The 19,300-nt window shown below is 60.6% G+C and carries 16 protein-coding genes; 11 read left to right on the top strand and 5 right to left on the bottom strand.

Annotated elements, in window-relative coordinates:
* Window positions 1–179 precede the first annotated feature (179 nt).
* The 9 genes from BT116_RS08720 (at window position 180) to BT116_RS08680 (ending at window position 10,892) form a co-directional block, all read left to right on the top strand.
* Complete coding sequence (locus tag BT116_RS08720; RefSeq protein ID WP_305883132.1) at window positions 180–2,114, top strand: putative nucleotidyltransferase substrate binding domain-containing protein; 1,935 nt, start codon at window positions 180–182, stop codon at window positions 2,112–2,114.
* Window positions 2,111–2,818, top strand: a complete 708-nt coding sequence (locus BT116_RS08715; protein WP_072342353.1) for a 3'-5' exonuclease — start codon at window positions 2,111–2,113, stop codon at window positions 2,816–2,818. The genes BT116_RS08720 and BT116_RS08715 overlap by 4 nt, the downstream gene beginning before the upstream one ends.
* A gap of 174 nt (window positions 2,819–2,992) precedes the next feature.
* On the top strand, window positions 2,993–3,511 hold the full coding sequence (locus BT116_RS08710; RefSeq protein ID WP_072342350.1) for an RNA polymerase sigma factor: 519 nt from the start codon (window positions 2,993–2,995) through the stop codon (window positions 3,509–3,511).
* Window positions 3,508–4,482: a FecR domain-containing protein gene (locus BT116_RS08705; RefSeq protein ID WP_072342347.1), complete on the top strand. Its 975-nt coding sequence runs from the start codon at window positions 3,508–3,510 to the stop codon at window positions 4,480–4,482. Before BT116_RS08710 ends, BT116_RS08705 begins: the two co-directional genes overlap by 4 nt.
* A gap of 230 nt (window positions 4,483–4,712) precedes the next feature.
* Window positions 4,713–7,151, top strand: coding sequence for a TonB-dependent siderophore receptor (locus BT116_RS08700; protein ID WP_072342344.1), 2,439 nt, complete (start codon window positions 4,713–4,715; stop codon window positions 7,149–7,151).
* A 217-nt stretch (window positions 7,152–7,368) separates the two neighbouring features.
* Window positions 7,369–8,499, top strand: a complete 1,131-nt coding sequence (locus BT116_RS08695) for a PepSY-associated TM helix domain-containing protein (RefSeq protein ID WP_072342341.1) — start codon at window positions 7,369–7,371, stop codon at window positions 8,497–8,499.
* Window positions 8,496–8,675: a hypothetical protein gene (locus tag BT116_RS08690; RefSeq protein WP_072342338.1), complete on the top strand. Its 180-nt coding sequence runs from the start codon at window positions 8,496–8,498 to the stop codon at window positions 8,673–8,675. The genes BT116_RS08695 and BT116_RS08690 overlap by 4 nt, the downstream gene beginning before the upstream one ends.
* Window positions 8,676–8,880: 205 nt before the next feature.
* Window positions 8,881–10,179: an MFS transporter gene (locus tag BT116_RS08685; protein WP_072342335.1), complete on the top strand. Its 1,299-nt coding sequence runs from the start codon at window positions 8,881–8,883 to the stop codon at window positions 10,177–10,179.
* Between the two features lie 83 nt (window positions 10,180–10,262).
* Window positions 10,263–10,892 (top strand): glutathione S-transferase, encoded by a 630-nt coding sequence (locus BT116_RS08680; protein ID WP_072342332.1) that lies wholly within the window; start codon window positions 10,263–10,265, stop codon window positions 10,890–10,892.
* A 510-nt stretch (window positions 10,893–11,402) separates the two neighbouring features.
* On the opposite strand, the gene creD is transcribed toward BT116_RS08680, so the two are convergent.
* The 4 genes from creD to creB form a co-directional block, all read right to left on the bottom strand.
* Window positions 11,403–12,776 (bottom strand): cell envelope integrity protein CreD, encoded by a 1,374-nt coding sequence (gene creD, locus BT116_RS08670; protein ID WP_072342326.1) that lies wholly within the window; start codon window positions 12,774–12,776, stop codon window positions 11,403–11,405.
* A gap of 54 nt (window positions 12,777–12,830) precedes the next feature.
* Window positions 12,831–13,805: an alpha/beta hydrolase gene (locus BT116_RS08665; RefSeq protein WP_072342323.1), complete on the bottom strand. Its 975-nt coding sequence runs from the start codon at window positions 13,803–13,805 to the stop codon at window positions 12,831–12,833.
* 171 nt (window positions 13,806–13,976) lie between these two features.
* Entirely contained in the window at window positions 13,977–15,395 is a 1,419-nt protein-coding gene (gene creC / locus BT116_RS08660; RefSeq protein ID WP_072342320.1) for a two-component system sensor histidine kinase CreC, read from the bottom strand.
* Complete coding sequence (creB, locus tag BT116_RS08655) at window positions 15,395–16,075, bottom strand: two-component system response regulator CreB (protein ID WP_072342317.1); 681 nt, start codon at window positions 16,073–16,075, stop codon at window positions 15,395–15,397. The genes creC and creB overlap by 1 nt, the downstream gene beginning before the upstream one ends.
* Before the next feature lie 178 nt (window positions 16,076–16,253).
* Here creB and BT116_RS30100 point away from each other — a divergent pair, with 178 nt between their 5' ends.
* On the top strand, window positions 16,254–17,276 hold the full coding sequence (locus BT116_RS30100) for an RHS repeat-associated core domain-containing protein (protein WP_083569124.1): 1,023 nt from the start codon (window positions 16,254–16,256) through the stop codon (window positions 17,274–17,276).
* 295 nt (window positions 17,277–17,571) lie between these two features.
* Here the strand turns inward: BT116_RS30100 and BT116_RS08645 are convergent, their stop codons facing one another.
* Window positions 17,572–18,078 (bottom strand): retropepsin-like aspartic peptidase RloA2, encoded by a 507-nt coding sequence (locus BT116_RS08645; protein ID WP_072342314.1) that lies wholly within the window; start codon window positions 18,076–18,078, stop codon window positions 17,572–17,574.
* 293 nt (window positions 18,079–18,371) lie between these two features.
* Between BT116_RS08645 and BT116_RS08640 the strand changes: the two genes are divergently transcribed.
* Window positions 18,372–19,265, top strand: coding sequence for an acyltransferase (locus BT116_RS08640; RefSeq protein WP_072342311.1), 894 nt, complete (start codon window positions 18,372–18,374; stop codon window positions 19,263–19,265).
* The last annotated feature ends 35 nt before the right edge of the window (window positions 19,266–19,300 follow it).

The raw sequence follows: 19,300 nt of genomic DNA, 5'->3' as shown, positions 1-19,300 counted from the left end.
TCGGATTTTTTTCCAAGAACATTTAATGAAGATTTTTCTGACGCTTGGCGTAGGATTTTTCCGTAAGCCCACCCCTAGGCGGCGACCTAGACTTACGTCCAATGGGCACCCCGCTCTGAGGGGCCGACCATGGGAGAACAGATCGACCACAACAATTCAAAAAAGACTGCGTAATGGTTATGAAAAAAGCGGACGCCTTCACCCAGGCAGGGAAAACCGCGGTGTTGCAAAACATCCAGGGGACACTGCAGTTTCTCCAGCGTTTCCCACCGTTCAATCAGATGGAAAACGCTCACCTGGCCTATCTGGTGGAGCAATGCCTGCTGCGTTTTTATGCGCCGGGCGAAACCATCATCAAACCAGCCGACGGCCCGGTGGAGCACTTTTACATCGTCAAGCAAGGCCGAGTGGTAGGTGAACGTCCGCATACGGCCAAGGGTGGAACCGAGACGACCTTCGAAATCACCACCGGCGAGTGTTTCCCCCTCGCCGCGCTGCTGGGCGAACGGGCCACGCGCACCGAACACCGGGCCGGCGAAGACACGTTCTGCCTGCAGTTGAACAAACTGGCCTTCATCAAGCTGTTCGCCCTGTCCGGCCCGTTTCGCGACTTCGCCCTGCGCGGGGTCAGCAGCCTGCTCGACCAGGTCAACCAACAGGTCCAGCAAAAATCTGCGCAAACCCTGGGCACCCAGTACTCCCTCAACACGCGGCTGGGCGAACTGGCGATGCGCCATCCAGTCAGTTGCAGCCCGGACACGCCGCTGCGCGAAGCCGTGAAGCTGATGCACGACCAGCAGGTCGGTAGCATCGTGGTGGTTAATGAACAGAAAGCTCCGGTGGGAATCTTCACCTTGCGCGACCTGCGGCAGGTGGTGGCCGATGGGGCCGGGGATTTTTCCCAAGCCATCGTAGGACACATGACTCAGGCACCGTTCTTCCTCTCGCCGGACCACAGCGCCTTCGATGCGGCCATCGCCATGACCGAACGGCACATCGCCCACGTTTGCCTGGTCAAGGACCAACGCCTGTGTGGCGTGGTGTCGGAGCGCGATCTGTTTTCCTTGCAGCGCGTCGACCTGGTACACCTGGCCCGGACCATTCGCAACGCGCCCAAGGTGGAAAACCTCGTGGCCCTGCGCGGCGAGATCGGCCAACTGGTGGAACGCATGCTGGCCCACGGCGCGTCATCGACCCAGATCACCCACATCATCACCCTGCTCAACGATCACACCGTATGCCGGGTCATCGAGCTGACCCTGATCGACAAAGGTGACCCAGGCGTGCCGTTCAGTTGGCTGTGCTTCGGCAGTGAAGGCCGGCGCGAACAAACCCTGCACACCGACCAGGACAACGGCATTTTGTTCGAGGCCCGGGACGCCGCCCATGCCGCGCAGATTCGCGGCCTGCTGCTGCCCATCGCCCAGCAGATCAACCAGAGCCTGGCCTTGTGCGGCTTCACCTTGTGCAAGGGCAACATCATGGCCGGCAACCCCGAGCTGTGCCTGTCCCGTGCTGAATGGGCCCGGCGTTTTTCGGCATTCATTCGCGAAGCAACCCCGGAAAACCTGCTGGGCTCGAGCATCTATTTCGACCTGCGGGTGGTCTGGGGCGATGAGCAAGGTTGCGAGCAGTTGCGCCGGCAGATCCTCGATCAAGTGGCCGATAACCGCTTGTTCCAACGCATGATGGCCGAAAACGCTCTACGCCACCGCCCGCCCGTGGGCCGCTTCAGGGATTTCGTGCTGAGTCGCAAGAACGGCGAAAAAGCCACCCTCGACCTGAAAGTGCAAGGCCTGACGCCCTTCGTCGACGGGGCCCGTCTGCTGGCGCTGGCCAACGGCATCGAAGCCAACAATACCCTGGAGCGTTTGCGGCAATTGGTCGACAAGCAAGTGATCGAACCGCTCGATGGCGCAGCCTACGAAGAGGCCTATCACTTCATTCAACAGACCCGCATGCAGCAACATCAATTGCAAACCCGCGAGAACCTGCCCTATTCCAACCGCGTCGACCCCGACAGCCTCAACCATCTGGACCGACGCATCCTGCGCGAATCCCTGCGCCAGGCCCAACGCCTGCAAAACAGCCTGACGCTGAGGTATCAGTTGTGAGCATTTTTTCCTGGTTGCGCCCAGCCCAGCCAATGTTGTCCGAAGAAATGCAAAGGCGCCTGGAATGCCTGCCGACGGCTTCAGCCTTGGGTGAATGCGATCTGCGGGAACAACGCTGGGTCGTGCTGGACCTGGAAACCACCGGATTGAACCTGAACAAGGACCAGGTGCTGTCCATCGGCGCGGTGGTCATCGAAGACGGCGCCATCGACTTCAGCCAGCAGTTCGAACGCACCTTGCAATGCGATAAGCAGAAACTCGGGCCCAGTGTGCTGATCCATGGCCTGGCGCCCAGCGCCATTGCCGCCGGCAGCGACCCGGCCGAGGCGCTGCTGGCGTTCATGGAGTTCGTCGGCGACAGTCCGCTACTGGCCTTTCACGCGCCGTTCGATTCCCACATGCTCGGGCGCGCCTTGAAAGACTACCTGGGCTATCGCCTGCAACATTCATTCCTCGACGTGGCGGACCTGGCCCCGATGCTTTGTCCCCAGGCCAACCTGCGCAAGTCGGGCCTGGACGAGTGGATCGACTGGTTCAAGCTGCAAGTCTTCGACCGCCATAACGCCAGTGCCGATGCCCTGGCCACGGCAGAACTGGCGCTGATCCTGTTCAGCCGCGCCCGCCAGCAACAGATCCTGAGCCCGCTTGACCTGCAAGAACGCCTGAGCCAATGGAAACGGCGGCAGCAAGCGCCTTCGCTTTGACTCACCTTGAAGATGGACACACTACCCTGTGGGAGCGAGCAAGCTCGCTCCCACACAGAACCCGGCCTCAATTTCCTTATCCCACACCGCCCGACCAGCGCCAATTGCTTTCCCGCCCCCGCCTCTGACACAATCGCGAACAATTCTCGTTACTTAAAACGTCGGTGATGCTCCGTGTCGTCAGTCCCTAGCCCCCACAGTGATCTGGTTGGTGCGTTATACCGTGACCATCGTGGTTGGCTATTGGCCTGGCTGCGGCGCAACGTGGCGTGTTCGCAACGGGCCGAGGACCTGAGCCAGGACACCTTTGTGCGCTTGCTGGGTCGCGAAGAGCTGAAGGCGCCCCGCGAACCGCGGGCGTTTCTGGTGGCCATCGCCAAGGGCCTGTTGTTCGATTATTTCCGTCGAGCGGCACTGGAGCAGGCCTACCTCACCGAACTGATGCTGATCCCCGAGGCCGAGCAGCCCTCGGTGGAAGAACAGCAAATCATCCTCGAAGACCTCAAGGCCATCGATCGCCTGCTTGGCAAACTGTCGAGCAAGGCCCGCGCAGCCTTCCTCTATAGCCGCCTCGACGGCCTCGGCCACGCCGAAATTGCCGAGCGCCTGGGGGTTTCGGTGCCGCGCGTACGGCAGTATCTCGCCCAAGGCATCCGCCAGTGCTACATCGCACTATATGGTGAGCCGACATGAGTCAGGCCCATGCCAAACCGGTCTCGGCCAGCGTGCTGGATGCCGCCATTGCCTGGCAGTTGTCCCTGGACTCGAGCAGCGCCCAGGAGCGTGAAGCCTTCGCCCAATGGCATGCCGCCGACGAAGAACACGCCCGGGCCTGGCGGCAGCTGGGCATGCTTGACCAACGCTTCAGTGTGGCCAACGGGCCGGCGCGCGCCGCGTTGCTGCAATCGCGGGTGAGCATTCGTCGCCGGATACGCAAGGTCGGCAGCGGCCTGGCCAGCGTTATCGCGGTCATCGGCCTGGCGCTGTTTGCCGGCGATCGTTACCTGCCGCTGGATTACTGGCTGGCCGATCAGCGCACCGCGACGGGCGAACAGCGCACCCTGCGCCTGGACGACGGCACGCTGATCAACCTCAACACCCACAGTGCCTTGGACGTGCGTTTCGATGACAAGCAGCGCCGCATCGTCCTGCAAGAAGGCGAGATCCTGGTGGAAACCGGTCACGACGACCCGCGTCCGTTCATCGTCGAGACCCGGGAAGGCCGCCTGCGCGCCTTGGGTACACGATTCCTGGTCAAGCGTGAAGACGAAGGCACGCGCCTGAGCGTGTTGAAATCCGCTGTGGCGGCGCATCCCCAGGCCACGGACCAGGAACAGATCCTGCGCGAAGGCCAACAAGTGCTGATGCGCCGCGACAGCCTCGGGCCGACCCTCACCTTGAACCCCGGCGCCGATGCCTGGACCCGCGGCATGCTGGTGGTGGATAACGCGCGTCTTGAAGATTTGGTCCATGAGCTGGGGCGCTATCGTCGCGGCTACCTGAGTGTGGAGCCGCAAGTGGCGGATTTGCGCATCACCGGCAGTTTCCCGCTGCACGACACCGACCTGGCCCTGACCGCCCTGCTGCCGACCTTGCCGGTGCAGGTCGAGCATCACACGCGGTGGTGGGTGGTGGTGGGGCCCCGGGCTGAAGCCAAGCCCTGAAAGGCTTTGTGATGAAGCGAATGGCCTCATCGCGAGCAAGCTCGCTTCCACAGGATGATTCGTGGCGACCCGATCAATGTGTGAGCGAGCTTGCTCGCGATGAGGTCATCACTGACACAAAGCCACTACCCGCAAAACGAATCTAAATTATTTTCATCCACCCCTATCACTTTTCAATTTTCATCCGGCATCCAGGCAATTGAGAAATATTTCCATTCAGGAGCCGCCGTATGTCCCGCCCGCTAGACACCCTGTTGCGCCCCAGCCTGTTGGCAATCGCCATCGCCTTCGCCACTCCCTTCGCCAGCGGCCCGCTACTGGCCGCCGAACAGGCCTCGAGCGTGCGCACCTACAACCTGCCTGCCGCGCCACTGGCCAGCACCTTGAACCAGATCGCCAGCCAGGCCGGTCTCGCCCTAAGCCTGAATCCGTCCCTGGCCTCGGGTAAAACCTCGGCCCCGGTCCAGGGCCAGTTCGACGCCACCGACGCATTGCGCCAGGCCTTGCGCGGCACCGGCCTGCAACTGGAACAAAGCAGCGCTGGCACCTACAGCCTGGTGGCTGTACCTGAAGGCGTCATGGCCCTGCCGGAAACCAGCGTGATCGGTGCCGGCCTCAGCGAAACCGCGTGGGGCCCGACCGAGGGCTACGTCGCCACCCGCACTGCCGCCGGCACCAAGACGGATACGCCGATTGTCGAACTGCCGCGCTCAGTCTCCGTGGTCACGCGCCAGCAGATGGAAGACCGTTCGGTCCTCAACCTCAATGACGCCCTGCGCTACACCGCCGGTGTGCAGAGCAGCGGCTACGGCTCGGATTCGCGCAACGACTGGCTGTTGGTCCGCGGCTTCATACCGACCCAATTCCTCGATGGCCTGCCGCTGCCCAAGGGCAACTACATCACGCCGAAAATCGAGCCCTGGAACCTGGAGCGCATCGCCGTGCTGCGTGGCCCGGCCTCGTCGGTCTACGGCCAGACGCCCCCCGGCGGCATGCTGGACATGGTCAGCCGTCGCCCGCAGGCCGAAAGCAGCCATGAAGTCGAGTTGCAGGCCGGCAGCTACGAACACAAGCAGATCAATTTCGACAGCACCGGCAAGGTCGATGACGAAGGTCAGTTCCTCTATCGGCTCAGCGGCACCGTGCGTGACAGCAACTCCCAGGTCGACCACATCCCGGACAAGCGCTACAACCTCGCGCCGAGCCTGACCTGGAACATCAACGACGACACCCGCCTGACCTTCCTGTCCCAGTACACCCGCGACGACACCGGCATCACCGGGCAGTTCTTGCCGCTGCAAGGCACCAAGCTGTCTTCGCCAGCGGGCAAGATTTCCCACCACAAGAACCTCGGCGATCCGGATTGGGAATTCTACGACCGTACCTACTACGCGCTGGGCTATGCGTTCGAACACCGTCTGAACGACACCTGGCAGTTCCGCCAGAACCTGCGCTACACCAAGAGCGACCTGGAAACCCAGGGCATCTCCGCTGGCGGGCAATTCTGGCCGGCGGGGCCTGAGGAAGCAGTCAGTGCCGATGGCACCGTCAAGCGCAGCGCCAGTGTCATTGACGAAGACATCAGTCAGTTCGCCGTGGACAACAATTTCCAGGCCGACTTCCAGACCGGCGCCCTCAGTCACACCCTGCTACTGGGCCTGGACCACCAGCGTTCCAATAGCAATTCCCGTTGGCTGTGGGGCTCGACCGGCGTGCCGACCAGCAATATCCACAACCCGATCTACGGACAGGATTTCTCCAACGTCCAGTACTTCACCATGTACGACTACAACCAGAAAACCAACCAGACCGGCCTGTACGTCCAGGACCAGATCGCCTTGGACAATTGGCGCCTGACCCTCGGTGGGCGTGAAGACTGGATTCACACCGGTACCGAATTCCACAACCAGAACAACGTCACCAACACCCAGCGCGACAAGAAATTCAGCGGCAACGCAGCATTGAGCTATGTCTTCGATAACGGTGTGACGCCCTACATTTCCTTTGCCCAGTCGTTCCAGGCGGCGGCGGGTTCAACCGTCAACAGCACCGAAGCGTTCAAACCTACCGAAGGCGAACAATACGAAGCGGGTATCAAGTACCAGCCACCCGGCACCAAGACACTGCTGACCGCTGCGGTGTTCGACCTGACCCAGAAAAACAACTCCGTCACCGAAAACAACGTCACCCGCCAAGTGGGAGAAGTCCAGGTGCGTGGCCTGGAACTGGAAGCCTCGGGTGACGTGACCGACAACCTGAAACTGATCGGTTCCTATACCTACAACGACAGCGAAATCACCAAAGGCACGACGGCGGAAAAAGGCAAGCGCATGGCCCAGGTGCCGCGCAACCAGGCCACCGCCTGGGCGGACTACACCTGGCATAACGGCCCGCTGGATGGCTTCGGTGTCGGCGCCGGTGTGCGTTATGTCGGCGATACCTACGGCAACACCACCAACACCGACTGGGGCCATGTCGGGTCCTACACCGTGTACGACGCCTCGGCCCATTACGACCTGGGCCGTTTGAACAAGACCCTCAAGGGCGTCACGGTGGCGGTGGACGCGAAGAACCTCTTCAACAAGGACTACCTGTCCACCTGCGACGGCTTCTACTGCTACTACGGCGACCAACGCAACGTCGTCGCCAGCGTGAATTACAAATGGTAAACGGTTAGCATTTGCAAAACCTTTTGAGGGCACCTGTACCTGAGACCCGCCAGTCAAATGAACACCCTGTGGGAGCGAGCTTGCTCGCGAAGACGGCGTAACAGTCAACATTGATGTTGTCTGACACACCGCTTTCGCGAGCAAGCTCGCTCCCACAGGTTTCGCGGCTTGACTGACGGGGCTCAGGCATCGAGGCCCTCTTGCATTCGGATCGCTCATGAAAAGCAAAACCATCCGCCGCTGGTCCTTCGTCCACACCTGGACCAGCCTGATCTGTACGGTGTTCCTGCTGATGCTGGCGATCACCGGGCTGCCGCTGATTTTCCATCATGAAATCGAGCATCTGCTGGGCGACGCGCCCGAGTTCCGAGAGATGCCTGCCGACACGCCACACCTGGACCTCCAGCAATTGGTGGAAAAGGCCAAGGCCCATCGTCCGGGTGAAGTGGTCCAGTATTTTGGCTGGGACGAAGACGAGCCCAACGGCATCTTCACCATCATGGCGCCGACACCGGACACCGAGCCCAATTCCTCCCATACCTTCATGCTTGATGCGCGCACCGGAGAAGCCCTGGAAATGCCCTCGGCCAATGGCGGCTTCATGATGGTCATGCTGCGCCTGCACGTGGACATGTTCGCCGGGTTGCCGGGCAAGTTGCTGCTGGCGTTCATGGGGCTGTTGTTCGTGATCGCCATCGTTTCCGGGGTAGTCCTGTACCTGCCGTTCATGCGCCGGTTGAAATTCGCCACGGTACGCCAGGACAAATCCACGCGCCTGCGCTGGCTCGACCTGCACAACCTGATCGGCGTGGTCACACTGGTCTGGGCGCTCACCGTGGGCGTCACCGGCGTGATCGCCGCGTGCGCCGACCTGATCATCGCCGCCTGGCGCAACGACAGCCTCAGCACCATGGTCGAACCCTATCGCAACGCCCCGCCACTGACGCAATTGGCCCCGGCTACCCGCTTGCTCGACATCGCCAAGGAAGTCGCGCCGGGCATGGAACCGAGCTTCATCGCCTTCCCCGGCACGCTGTTTTCCAGCCAACACCACTACGGCGTGTTCATGAAAGGCAGCACCCACCTGACCTCGCACTTGCTGACGCCAGTATTGATCGACGCCAGCACCCTGGAGGTCACCGCCGTGGCCGAACGGCCGTGGTACATGGACGTCATGAGCCTGTCCCTGCCCCTGCACTTCGGCGATTACGGTGGCCGGCCGATGCAGATTTTCTGGGCCACCCTCGACGTGCTGACCATCATCGTCCTCGGCAGCGGCGTCTACCTGTGGCTGGTGCGGCGCAAAGCGGCCAAGCGTGCAACGGTCGGTGCGGAGGTCGTCTCGTGAGGCCTCGGCAGTCGAGTTTCTGGAAAGTGTTTGGCATGCCCGTGCTGATCGCCATTCTCTGCGCCCTCGGGCTGTTCAGTGCCTTGCTGGGTGACGGTCTGTGGGACGCCGTCAGTTGGCTCGGGTTGGGTATCCCTTCTGTATTGGCGGTGCGGGGATTGGTCCCACGCCGCTGAGTCATCCGGGCGTGCATTTGGCCAGATGAACACCCTTCTCTCCTCGTCATACGACAACCGCCGATACGCCGGTTGCTTTCGCCCCCTCAGCCTCTGACATATTTGTTGACAAATTAATCCTTGCACTCCTATAAAGGCGCACGTTGTACGACAACCTACAACACAACATGCGACACCAAATCCAAAAATAATTGATGGTGAAGTGATGAAAATCAAAGGCATCCGCTGGTGGATGGTTGGCCTGGTCACGGCCGGCCTGATGGTCAACTACCTGGCTCGCAATACCCTCTCAGTGGCCGCTCCCACCCTGATGAGCGAAATGAACATCTCCACCGAGCAGTATTCCCACATCGTCGTGGCCTGGCAGATCTGCTATGCCCTGATGCAGCCAGTGGCCGGGTACATCATCGATGCCATCGGTACCAAGATGGGCTTCGCCATTTTCGCCTTCGCCTGGTCCATCGCCTGCGCCGCGGCGGCCATGGCTTCGGGCTGGCAGGGCCTGGCATTTTTCCGTGGCTTGCTGGGCCTGACGGAAGCCGCTGGGCTGCCGGCTGCGGTAAAGACCTCCACCGAATGGTTCCCGGCCAAGGAACGCTCGGTGGCCATCGGCTGGTTCAACATCGGCTCCTCGATCGGCGCCGTGCTGGCTCCGCCGCTCGTGGTCTGGGCGATCCTGAACAGTGGCTGGGAGCTGGCGTTCCTGATCGTTGGCGGCCTGGGCGTGGCCTGGACCTTCCTCTGGCTGATCTTCTACAAGCATCCACGCGACCAGAAGCTCCTGGGCGACACCGAGCGTGATTACATCCTCAGCGGCCAGGAAGCTCACTTCCAAGACCCGACGCCGAAGAAAGGCAGCTGGAAACGCATCATCACCAGCCGCAACTTCTACGCCATCGCCAGTGCACGGATCCTCTCCGAGCCGGCCTGGCAGACGTTCAACGCCTGGATCCCGCTGTACCTGATGACCGAGCGGCACATGAACATCAAGGAGATCGCGATGTTCGCCTGGCTGCCGTTCCTGGCCGCCGACCTGGGCTGCGTGCTGGGCGGTTACCTGAGCCCGTTCTTTCATAAATACTGCAAGGTGTCTTTGTTTACCTCGCGCAAAATGGTCCTGCTGTTCGGCGCGTCCTGCATGATCGGCCCAGCCTGCATCGGCCTGGTCGCCAGCCCTTACACCGCGATCGCCCTGCTGTGCGTCGGCGGCTTTGCCCACCAGACCTTGTCCGGAGCGCTGTATGCCATCACCTCCGACTCGTTCGGCAAGAATGAAGTCGCCACCGCCACCGGCATGGGCGGGATGTTCGGTTACCTGGGCGCTGCGGCCTTCACCCTGCTGTTTGGCGTGATGGTGACCAAGATCGGCTACAGCCCGCTGTTCGTGCTGCTGGCCATCTTCGATGTGGTCGCCGCGTTCATCGTCTGGACCGTCGCCCGGGAACTCAAGCAGCAACCGGCAACGCCGTCGTCCGAGTCGCAAGCACTGCAACCGGCCGTCTGAGGCACCTTGCGGCCGGGCCCCTTCGGCTCGGTCGCACGAACGCGCTATGCTGCGCAGCAAGCCCCACTGATCGAGACGTTGCCATGTCCACCCCCAGCATGACGCTGTTCCACAACCCCGCTTCGCCCTTCGTTCGCAAGGTCCTGGTGCTACTGCACGAAACCGGCCAGCAAGACCGCGTGGCGTTGCAGCTCAGCCAGCTCTCGCCGGTCAAGCCGGACCGGGCGCTGATCGATGACAACCCGTTGAGCAAGATCCCGGCCCTGCGCCTGGCCAACGGGACGGTGATCCATGACAGCCGCGTCATCTTCGACTACCTCGATCACCAGCACGTCGGCAACCCGCTGATCCCCCGGGACGGCGCAGCCCGCTGGCGGCGCCTGACCCTGGCCTCCCTGGCCGATGGGATCATGGATGCGGCAGTGATGATCCGCTACGAAACCGCGCTACGCCCTGTGGAAAAACACTGGGACGAATGGCTCGATGCGCAACGGGACAAGATTCGCCGGGCCCTGGGCATGCTCGAAGCCGAAGCGATTGCCGAGCTGGCCTGCCACTTCGACGTGGCCTCCATCAGCGTGGCCTGTGCCTTGGGCTACCTGGACCTGCGCCATCCCGACCTGGAATGGCGTAAGGCCAATCCGCAACTGGCGGCGTGGTTTGCCGAGGTCAGTCTGCGGCCTTCGATGATTGAGACGGTGCCCAGGGTTTAGCTTTGCGTTAGCTGTACCGGCCTCATCGCGAGCAAGCTCGCTCCCACATTAGGGGATTGGCGGTTCGATCATTCCCACGCTCCTGCGTGGGAATGCCGCCAGGGACGCTCCGCGTTCCGCTTCTGGAAGGTGACGCAGAGCGTGGGGACGATCAGCTTCAAGCCAATCCCCGGGTTGTCCGGGCTGACGCCATCGCGAGCAGCCCGCTCCACAGGGGACTGACGGCTCGATCGTTCCCACGCTCCTGCGTGGGAATGCCGCCAGGGACGCTCCGCGTTCCGCTTCTGGAAGGTGACGCAGAGCGTGGGGACGATCAGCTTCAAGCCAATCCCCGGGTTGTCCGGGCTGACGCCATCGCGAGCAAATCCGCTTTCACAGGGACCGTGGCGCTCCTTTGGGAGCGAGCTTGCTCGCGATAGCAGCGCACCGGATCCAAAGGAAACAACCCAGCAATGCGCATCACCAACACTTCGCGCACCCGCTGATCCTCCCGCAACCCCAGCGACCGGCTCATTTCACCTCTCCCAGATCAAAGCTCATCGCCGCCGCCGGCTTCGCGCCAACCCCGTACCAGTCCAGCTTGCGGGTCAGCACCATGAACACCCCCAGCAGGCCGAACAGCAACAGCGAACCCATCAACAACGCGTAGTCCTCTGCGCTCAACAAGCCGTAGAGCAAACCGTACAAGCCCGCCAGCCCCGCCGAAAATCCCAGGCCATGGCTGACGCTGCGCAGCACATGGCAGACATAAAAGCCGATCAGCAACACACAGGCACTGGCCGACGCCAGGTAGGCCAAGGCGAAGCCAATGTGCTCCGACAATGACAGCAGCAACAGGTAAAAGAACGCCAGCGCCACACCCACCAAGGCGTACTGCACCGGATGCACCGCCAGGCTCTTGAGCACTTCGAAAAGGAAGAAGCCGGCGAAGGTCAGGGCGACGAACAGCAACGCATATTTGATCGCCCGGTCGCTCTTGAGGTACTGGTCCACCGGGTCGATGAAACTCACACCGAAGGCCCGGCTGCGGAACGCTTCACAACTATCGCTTGGTTCGCAGGCTTGCAGTGTTTCCAGAAGGTTGGTGGAGAAAAACGACGTCTGCCAGTCGGCACTGAAACCCTGCTCATTGATCTCGCGATTGGTGGGCAGGTAGTTGCCAATGAAGCTGGGATGTGGCCAGTCGGCCGACAGGTGCACCTTGGTGGATTTGCCCACTGGCAGAATCTGGAACTCGCCGGTGCCTTGCAGGCGCAGGTCAAAACCGAAGGTCAGCTCAGGGCCGCCCTGGGCGGTGATCATTGGCAGCGGCACATGCACACCCTGCCCCAGCCAGCCGAGCCGCGAGCCAGGCAGGAAGTCGACGGTCTGTTGGTTCAGCGTCAGCGTCAGCGCATTCTCGATGCCGCGAATATCGCTGATGCCAACGCTCAGGTATGGCTCGTCGAAGCGGTAATCGGCAAAGTCCTTGGCAGCGACACCGTAGCGCTCAGGCACCTTGAAGCGGCCATCGATCCGGTTATCGGCATGGAACAAGCGCGCTTCGTAGATGCCCCGGGCACGGGTTTCGGTGCGGATTTGGCCGTCGAGTTCAAACTGCTCCGGTAAAAAATACAACTCACCTGCTCGCTCGACGGTTTCCAGGAAACGCACGCCGGTCTTCTCGTTGGTATTCCAGACCTTCACGCTCTTGCGAAACGGCACCACGATCATCGGCCCGATCAGTTGCTGGTTGTAGCTGGAGCTGCGGGCGATGTCCTGCAGCACACCGTCACGCAGTTCCTGGCGCTCATCAATGAGCCCGTTGATCATCAACAACGGGACCATCAACAAGAGAATCAATAGGGCGATCATGCCCAGTTTTATGGCGAGACTGCGGTTCATGTGGGGCTCTCCCTGTTCGAATGAGGGAGAGTCTGGGGTGGCTGTGTGTTGGGCTTATGGAGCGATTGTGGAGATTGTGTGGAGACGGCCATCGTCGTGCTGGGCGCGAACGCCGGCATCCGCCACGTCCACGGCCTGGAACGCTTCGCGCAGGGAATCTTCCATCAGCTGCCAGGCCTCCTCGGCCGACTCGTCCGGCCCCAGGTGGGTGAACATGTGGTCGCAGCCTTCAAACATTCGCAACCGCACTGGCACGCCGGCCTGACGCAATTTTTCGGCGTAGGCCTCGCCCTCGCCACGCAAGATATCGTACTGCGCGGTGATCACCGTGGCCGCCGGCATCCCCACCAGCGAATCGACCGGCGACAGCAAGGGCGACGCCAACGGATCGAGCGCCTGCGCCGGATCGCTCAGGTAGCAGCGCATGAAGAAGCGCATCAGGCCGACACCGAGCAAGGGACGGGCAACGGTGGAAGTCTTCAGCGCTGGGTCTTGGGCCAGGTCCAGCGCCGCATAATCGATCAATTGATGCACCACTTTCAGTGTTCGATGACCTCGCGCCAGGCCCGCCACCACCGCGGCCAGATTACCGCCGGCGCTATGACCACCGACGGCGATCCGCTGGGGATCGATACCCAACGCTTCGGCCTGGCCCGCCAACCACTCCAGTACCGCAAAGCATTGCTGCGGCGCTGCGGGAAAGACCTGCTCTGGCGCCAGCGCATAGTCCAGGTTGACCACCAGGCAATTCAGGTTGTGGGCCAGTCGACGGCAATAGCTGTCGTCATGCTCGGGCGTTCCGGCGACAAAACCACCCCCGTGGAAATTCAGATACACCGGCAGCGTCGTCGCGGTCTGGGAATGGGGCCAGTAGAACAACGCCCGCGCAGGTCCCCATGGGGTTGCAATGGTTTGTTCGGCCACTGCGCGCAACGGAAACCGCGCGGGGTCATAGGTGAACTTCGCCTTCATTCGTTTGGCGAAGGCGCGCAGCAACTTGGCCTGCAATTTTTGCCAGAGGCTTACCATGCTCATGCTCCCGGTTGTGTAGCCACGAATAGGACCAACGAACCGAAAGCCATCTCGCCGTAAGGCAGGGCGTGCTGACAGGTCTAGTTATTGTTCGTCAGTGCTGAGCGAAAACTAAACCTAAAAAATGATTATGTAAATTAACCAATAACAAAATTAATCAAATTTTTCTCAAGGCAAGCGCAGCACCACCTCCACCCCACCCTCGACGTTGCCAATCCTGAATTCACCGCCATGCAACTGCACCACTTCCTCCACGAAGTTGAGCCCCAGGCCGGTGCTCTTGCGACCACTGTCCGGGCGCGGCAGGGAGTAGAAGCGCTCGCTCAGGCGTGGCAGGGCGTAGTCGGGAATCGGTTCGGCCTGATTGAACAGGCGGATCTCGACGTGGTTGTCGATTCGTTCGGCGCTGATGCGCAGCAATCCATGGGCGGGGGTAAAGTCCAGGGCGTTTTCCAGCAGATTACCCAGGGCCTGGCGCAACAGAAATGCCTCACCCGTTAGGGTCAGGTCGGCGGCAATACGTTGCTCGACCTTTAGCTGACGACTTTCGATCCAACCACCGCGCGCTTCCAGCAACTCATCCAGCAAAGCCACCAACGGCACAGCGACCACGTCCTCCAACCCCTGTCGTTGTTCGATCTGGGCCAGGTTGAGCAAGCGTTCGATCAACTGCTGCATGCGCACGCTTTCACTCTCGATGTTGCTGACGAAACGCTGGTGCTGGGCCGCCGGCATATCATTTTGCAGCAGTTCGGCAGCGCCGCGGATCGCCGCCAGCGGGCTCTTGAGCTCGTGGGTCAGGGTGTGCACGTAACGCTCGACGTAGGCCTTGCCTTCGAGTTGGGTGCGCATGTGCTCCACCGCCCCCGCCAGTTGCTCGAACTCGCCGCCGCGATAATGCGGCACTTCCACCCGGCGTCCCTGGCTGACCGCCTGGGCGTAGCTCGTCAAACGGCGCAATGCTGCGCTGAGCCACCATGACAACAAAGCCCCCAGCAGCAGGCCGAGCACGATCAGCCCCGCGCCGTAGGCCAGCAGGCGCCGCTCCGTGCGGTCGACATAGGGCTGCAGCGAACTGTTGGGCTTGGCCACGGTGACGACACCGATGATGCGGCCGCTGTCGCGGATCGGCGCACCGACGTGCATCACCGAAGACGTTGGATCATCGGCAACGCTGCGGGTCGAACGGGCGCCGTAGTGGCCGCGCAGGGTCAGGTAAACGTCGTTCCAGCGCGAATAATCCTGGCCCACCGCCACGCCACTGGAATCGAGCACCACGATACCCTTGGCATCCGTGACGTAGATGCGATGGCTGACCTGGTTTTTCGGCAAGCCCCAGATCGTCGCCGCCGGCTGGCGCTCGCCGTAGGCCTTGAGCAACTGCGGCCAGCGATTCTGGTTGAGGGTGCCGGCCTTGAAATCGTCCCGCAGGATCTCGGCCATCAGGTTGGCCGTGTCCACCAGGGTTTCTTCGGTGGACTGACGCACGCCGGGGCGGATTTCCTCCATGACCGTGTTGAGCACGAAATACCCGGTCAGACCGATAAACAGCACATACACCAGGAAAATCCGGATCCCCAGCGACATCAGCTGTGCCCCGGGCTGTAGCTGTAGCCCAGGCCCCGATGTGTCTGGATCGGTTCGGCCTCGGCCCTCACCAGGCGCAACTTGGCGCGCACGCTCTTGATGTGGCTGTCGATGCTGCGCTCATAGCCGGCATCACTGGCCACGCCCAGGGCGTCGAGCAATTGTTCGCGGCTGAAGACCCGCTCAGGTTGCTCCAGCAGACAGTTCAGCAGGCGAAATTCGTGGCGCGTGAGGTTCAGCGGTTTACCGCGATAGTTGATCTGCACCCGGTCGCTGTCCACCTGGAACAACGCCGTGCTCGAGTCCGCCGCCAGTCGCGGCGCCACACGCTTGAGGATCGCCCGGACCCGGGCCGCCACTTCGCGGGGGCTGAAGGGCTTGACCACGTAATCGTCGGCACCGATCTCCAGGCCCACGACCCGGTCGATCTCGCCATCCCGGGCTGTCAGAAAGATGACCGGAACGTCGCTGAAACGTCTGAGATTTTTACACGTCTCGAATCCGCTGATATCCGGCAGGCCCACATCGAGGATGATCAGGTCGGCCGGGGTGTTCTTCTGGTGATCGAGGGCGGCGGCGCCAAGGCTCAGCCAAGTGGTGTCGAACCCCTCCCCTTGCAGGGCAAACACCAGCGTATCGGCGATGGCGGCTTCGTCTTCGACAATCAGGATATGAGGCATGGCTTGCGAGCCCGGCAATAAAGTTGCCGGAACGGTGCCGCAAGGCTTGGGGCACGTCAATGGCAGTTGAGTTTATGGGTGGGACGCTGTTGCACCTAACAGTTCTGATAGTTGGCATCCACCGGAAAAAGACCGATGCTGAGGCTGGATTTCTTGGTCCTTATCTGGAACTCAGTCGATGTCTACCGTCCCTAACGAAACCGTAGGGTGCCGCTATCACTACGACCCGCTTGATCGCCTGAGCGATTGCGCCCCCATGAATGCTGCCGCCATTCAGCGTTTTTATTGCAAAAGCCGATTGGTCACTGAAATACAGGGCGCGGTGCAGCGTAGTGTTGTCCAGCACGACGATCAGTTATTGGCGCAGCAACAGCGACAGGGGAGCGTCGCGAATGCAATTCTGCTGGCCACAGATCTACGACGCTCGGTGTTGCACACACTCGATGCTCAAACACATCAACCATTGATTTATACGCCCTATGGCCATCTCCCAGCGGAAAGCGGCCTGACCAGCCTGCTTGGGTTTAACGGCGAGCGCCGTGATCCGGTGAGCGGGCATTATCTGCTGGGCAATGGTTATCGGGCGTTTAATCCCGTGTTGATGCGATTCAATAGCCCGGACAGTTTGAGTCCGTTTGGCAGGGGTGGGTTGAATGCGTATGTATATTGCTTGGGAGATCCGGTGAATCTTGAAGATCGGACGGGGCACATGCCCCTTAAATGCTTTCCACTGTTTACTCGGAGGCCCCGCACTCCTACTACGGTCAATCAGGGCATACCTGTTGCCCAGACAAGCACAACCGCCCCTGTTACCTCAAACAAAGCATCGACACCTTTATCTAGTGCATCAGCGCCCGGCAGTAGCAGTACGTTGCAAGCGCCCAGGAAAAGCTCTCAGTCAAGCAGCACGAACCCATACCCATCTATTCCGGAAGTATTTGTCGAAAAATGGCAATCGCAAGGCGCATTTAGTTTTCAAATTATTGACACACAAAACTATAAAACTATAGAAGTCGTACAGATCACACCCACCCAGAGAAACACTTACGATTTCCTGCTTTTAAGCGACAGCATGGATATCTCTACTTTATCCGAACAAATACGCCAAGACTTTGGGCTACAGAAACAAGAAAATAGACTCTACATGCTTTCACTCGATAACGTGCGCCCCATAGATGACTTTATAAATATTAGACGATAGAGAGATAAATCCAAACCCCCCACTTTTCCCACCCACGCTACAAACATCTTCGCAAGACATCACGACTTCGCCATGAATTTAACCACGCTAAGATTCGGACGTTCTATGAGCCTTTACAGGAGATAACATTTCCATTCAAGTAGGGCCTGAAAGAGAAAGCAGATAATGATGATCTCCAGCCAAGTAAACTTCTACGTCAGTACAAAAATCCACCTATTATCCGAGCATCGAAACAGAAGACCATTCGGATATGGCGTCCAAGCACAACGCTGCTGGACGCCTTAGCCCTCATCCCTCAACAATCAGGCTTATCCGCCGTAAACCGCCGCGCCGGGTTCACCGCTGCGCCAAACTCACGCAGGGCCTTGGCACCAATCAACAACGGGTAGTTGAAACTACTGCGGTCGGTCAGGTTGACCTCCACGGTGCGCTTGACGTTACCCAGGCACAGTTCCAGATCCACCACCGGGCGCTTGGTCGGCGCAATTTTTTCGTCGTCGTCCTCGTCTTCTTCAGAACGGGTCTTGATCTTGCTGATGCGCGCAATCTTGTGCTCGTAGAGTTTATTGCTCGCACCTTTGGTCGCCAGGCGGAAACGTACCCAGTCATCGCCGTCACGGGTGAAGGTCTCGATGTCCTTGGCCGACAGCGAAGCGGTCAGCGCACCGGTGTCCATCTTGGCCTTGAGCACTTCGCCACCGATTTCCGGCAGCGCGATGTATTCGTAGCGCCCGTACAGGGTCGGCTCGGCGGCCAGCACTGGAAGGGCCACCAGGGTAAGCAGGGCGAGAAAGGATTTCATGCAATAGGGCTTCCTGTGTGGGGTGGGGGTTTAGACCGTGACGGGTGAATTCGTTCGGTTGGACAGGTACCTGTGGCGAGGGAGCTTGCTCCCGCTCGACTGCGCAGCAGTCGCAAAATCGACCCGATCATGGCCACTATGGGGGGCCGCTTCGCAGCCCAGCGGGAGCAATCTCTGGCCACAAAAGCCAACCCAGCATACCCGCCAAAAGGTGAAACATTTGTCCACGCCGATTTGGCCTGCCGCCGGAAGCTGCTTATCATGGCCCGCCCACCCGCTTGCAAGAGTCATGTATGCGCCGCCTGCTCACCGGCTGTTTCGTCACGCTGCTGTTGTTACTCAACACCCTGGTGCTGTTCGGGCCGCTGATGGTGTTCGCCGTGCTCAAACTGATCCTGCCCGGGCGCTTTCGCGACTATGCCTCGTGGGCGGTGATGTGGATCGCCGAGACCTGGGCCGAAATCGACAAGCTGATCTTCGCCCTGTGCATCCCCACCCGCTGGGACATCCGCGGCGGTGCCAACCTGCGCGGCGATACGTCTTACCTGGTGATCAGCAATCACCAATCCTGGGTCGACATCCCCGCCCTGGTCCAGACCCTCAACCGGCGCACGCCGTTCTTCAAGTTCTTCCTCAAGAAAGAACTGATCTGGGTGCCGTTCCTGGGGCTGGCCTGGTGGGCGTTGGACTACCCATTCATGAAACGCTACACCAAGGCCTTCCTCGCCAAGAACCCGGAACTGGCCGGCAAGGACCTGGAAATCACCAAGGCCGCCTGCGAGCTGTTCAAGCGCCAGCCGGTCACCGTGGTCAACTACCTCGAAGGTACGCGCTTCACCGCTGCCAAAAGCCAACAGCAACAGTCACCCTTCACCCACCTGCTCAAACCCAAGGCCGGTGGCGTGGCGTTCGTACTGGCGGCGATGGGTGAACAACTCGATGCCGTACTGGACGTGACAGTGGTGTATCCGCAGAAGCGGATTCCCGGGTTCTGGGATTTGATCAGCGGCGCAGTGCCCCGGGTCATCATCGACATCCAGACCCGCGAGCTGGACCCGGCGCTGTGGCAAGGGGATTACGAGAACGACCCGGTGTTTCGCCAGCATGTGCAGGATTGGGTTAACCAGCTGTGGACTGAGAAGGATCGGCGGATTGCGGCGTTGCGTAGCGAAACAATGGATTCCTAACAGTTCTGATAGTAGGCAGCGGCGGGGAAACCTTC

It is taken from the genome of Pseudomonas sp. NFACC16-2, from assembly GCF_900119205.1.
Classification (GTDB): Bacteria; Pseudomonadota; Gammaproteobacteria; order Pseudomonadales; family Pseudomonadaceae; genus Aquipseudomonas; species Aquipseudomonas fluorescens_Q.
Note: the sequence above shows the minus strand (reverse complement) of the source record. Positions and strands in the feature narration are given on the sequence as shown.

What these genes read in the sequence shown, in the direction of transcription:
- BT116_RS08720 (WP_305883132.1), top strand. Translation starts at nt 180, where the DNA reads ATGAAAAAAGCGGACGCCTTCACCCAGGCAGGGAAAACCGCGGTGTTG.
- BT116_RS08705 (WP_072342347.1), top strand. Translation starts at nt 3,508, where the DNA reads ATGAGTCAGGCCCATGCCAAACCGGTCTCGGCCAGCGTGCTGGATGCC.
- BT116_RS08700 (WP_072342344.1), top strand. Translation starts at nt 4,713, where the DNA reads ATGTCCCGCCCGCTAGACACCCTGTTGCGCCCCAGCCTGTTGGCAATC.
- BT116_RS08695 (WP_072342341.1), top strand. Translation starts at nt 7,369, where the DNA reads ATGAAAAGCAAAACCATCCGCCGCTGGTCCTTCGTCCACACCTGGACC.
- BT116_RS08685 (WP_072342335.1), top strand. Translation starts at nt 8,881, where the DNA reads ATGAAAATCAAAGGCATCCGCTGGTGGATGGTTGGCCTGGTCACGGCC.
- BT116_RS08680 (WP_072342332.1), top strand. Translation starts at nt 10,263, where the DNA reads ATGTCCACCCCCAGCATGACGCTGTTCCACAACCCCGCTTCGCCCTTC.
- creD (WP_072342326.1), bottom strand. Translation starts at nt 12,776, where the DNA reads ATGAACCGCAGTCTCGCCATAAAACTGGGCATGATCGCCCTATTGATT.
- BT116_RS08665 (WP_072342323.1), bottom strand. Translation starts at nt 13,805, where the DNA reads ATGGTAAGCCTCTGGCAAAAATTGCAGGCCAAGTTGCTGCGCGCCTTC.
- creC (WP_072342320.1), bottom strand. Translation starts at nt 15,395, where the DNA reads ATGTCGCTGGGGATCCGGATTTTCCTGGTGTATGTGCTGTTTATCGGT.
- creB (WP_072342317.1), bottom strand. Translation starts at nt 16,075, where the DNA reads ATGCCTCATATCCTGATTGTCGAAGACGAAGCCGCCATCGCCGATACG.
- BT116_RS30100 (WP_083569124.1), top strand. Translation starts at nt 16,254, where the DNA reads ATGTCTACCGTCCCTAACGAAACCGTAGGGTGCCGCTATCACTACGAC.
- BT116_RS08645 (WP_072342314.1), bottom strand. Translation starts at nt 18,078, where the DNA reads ATGAAATCCTTTCTCGCCCTGCTTACCCTGGTGGCCCTTCCAGTGCTG.
- BT116_RS08640 (WP_072342311.1), top strand. Translation starts at nt 18,372, where the DNA reads ATGCGCCGCCTGCTCACCGGCTGTTTCGTCACGCTGCTGTTGTTACTC.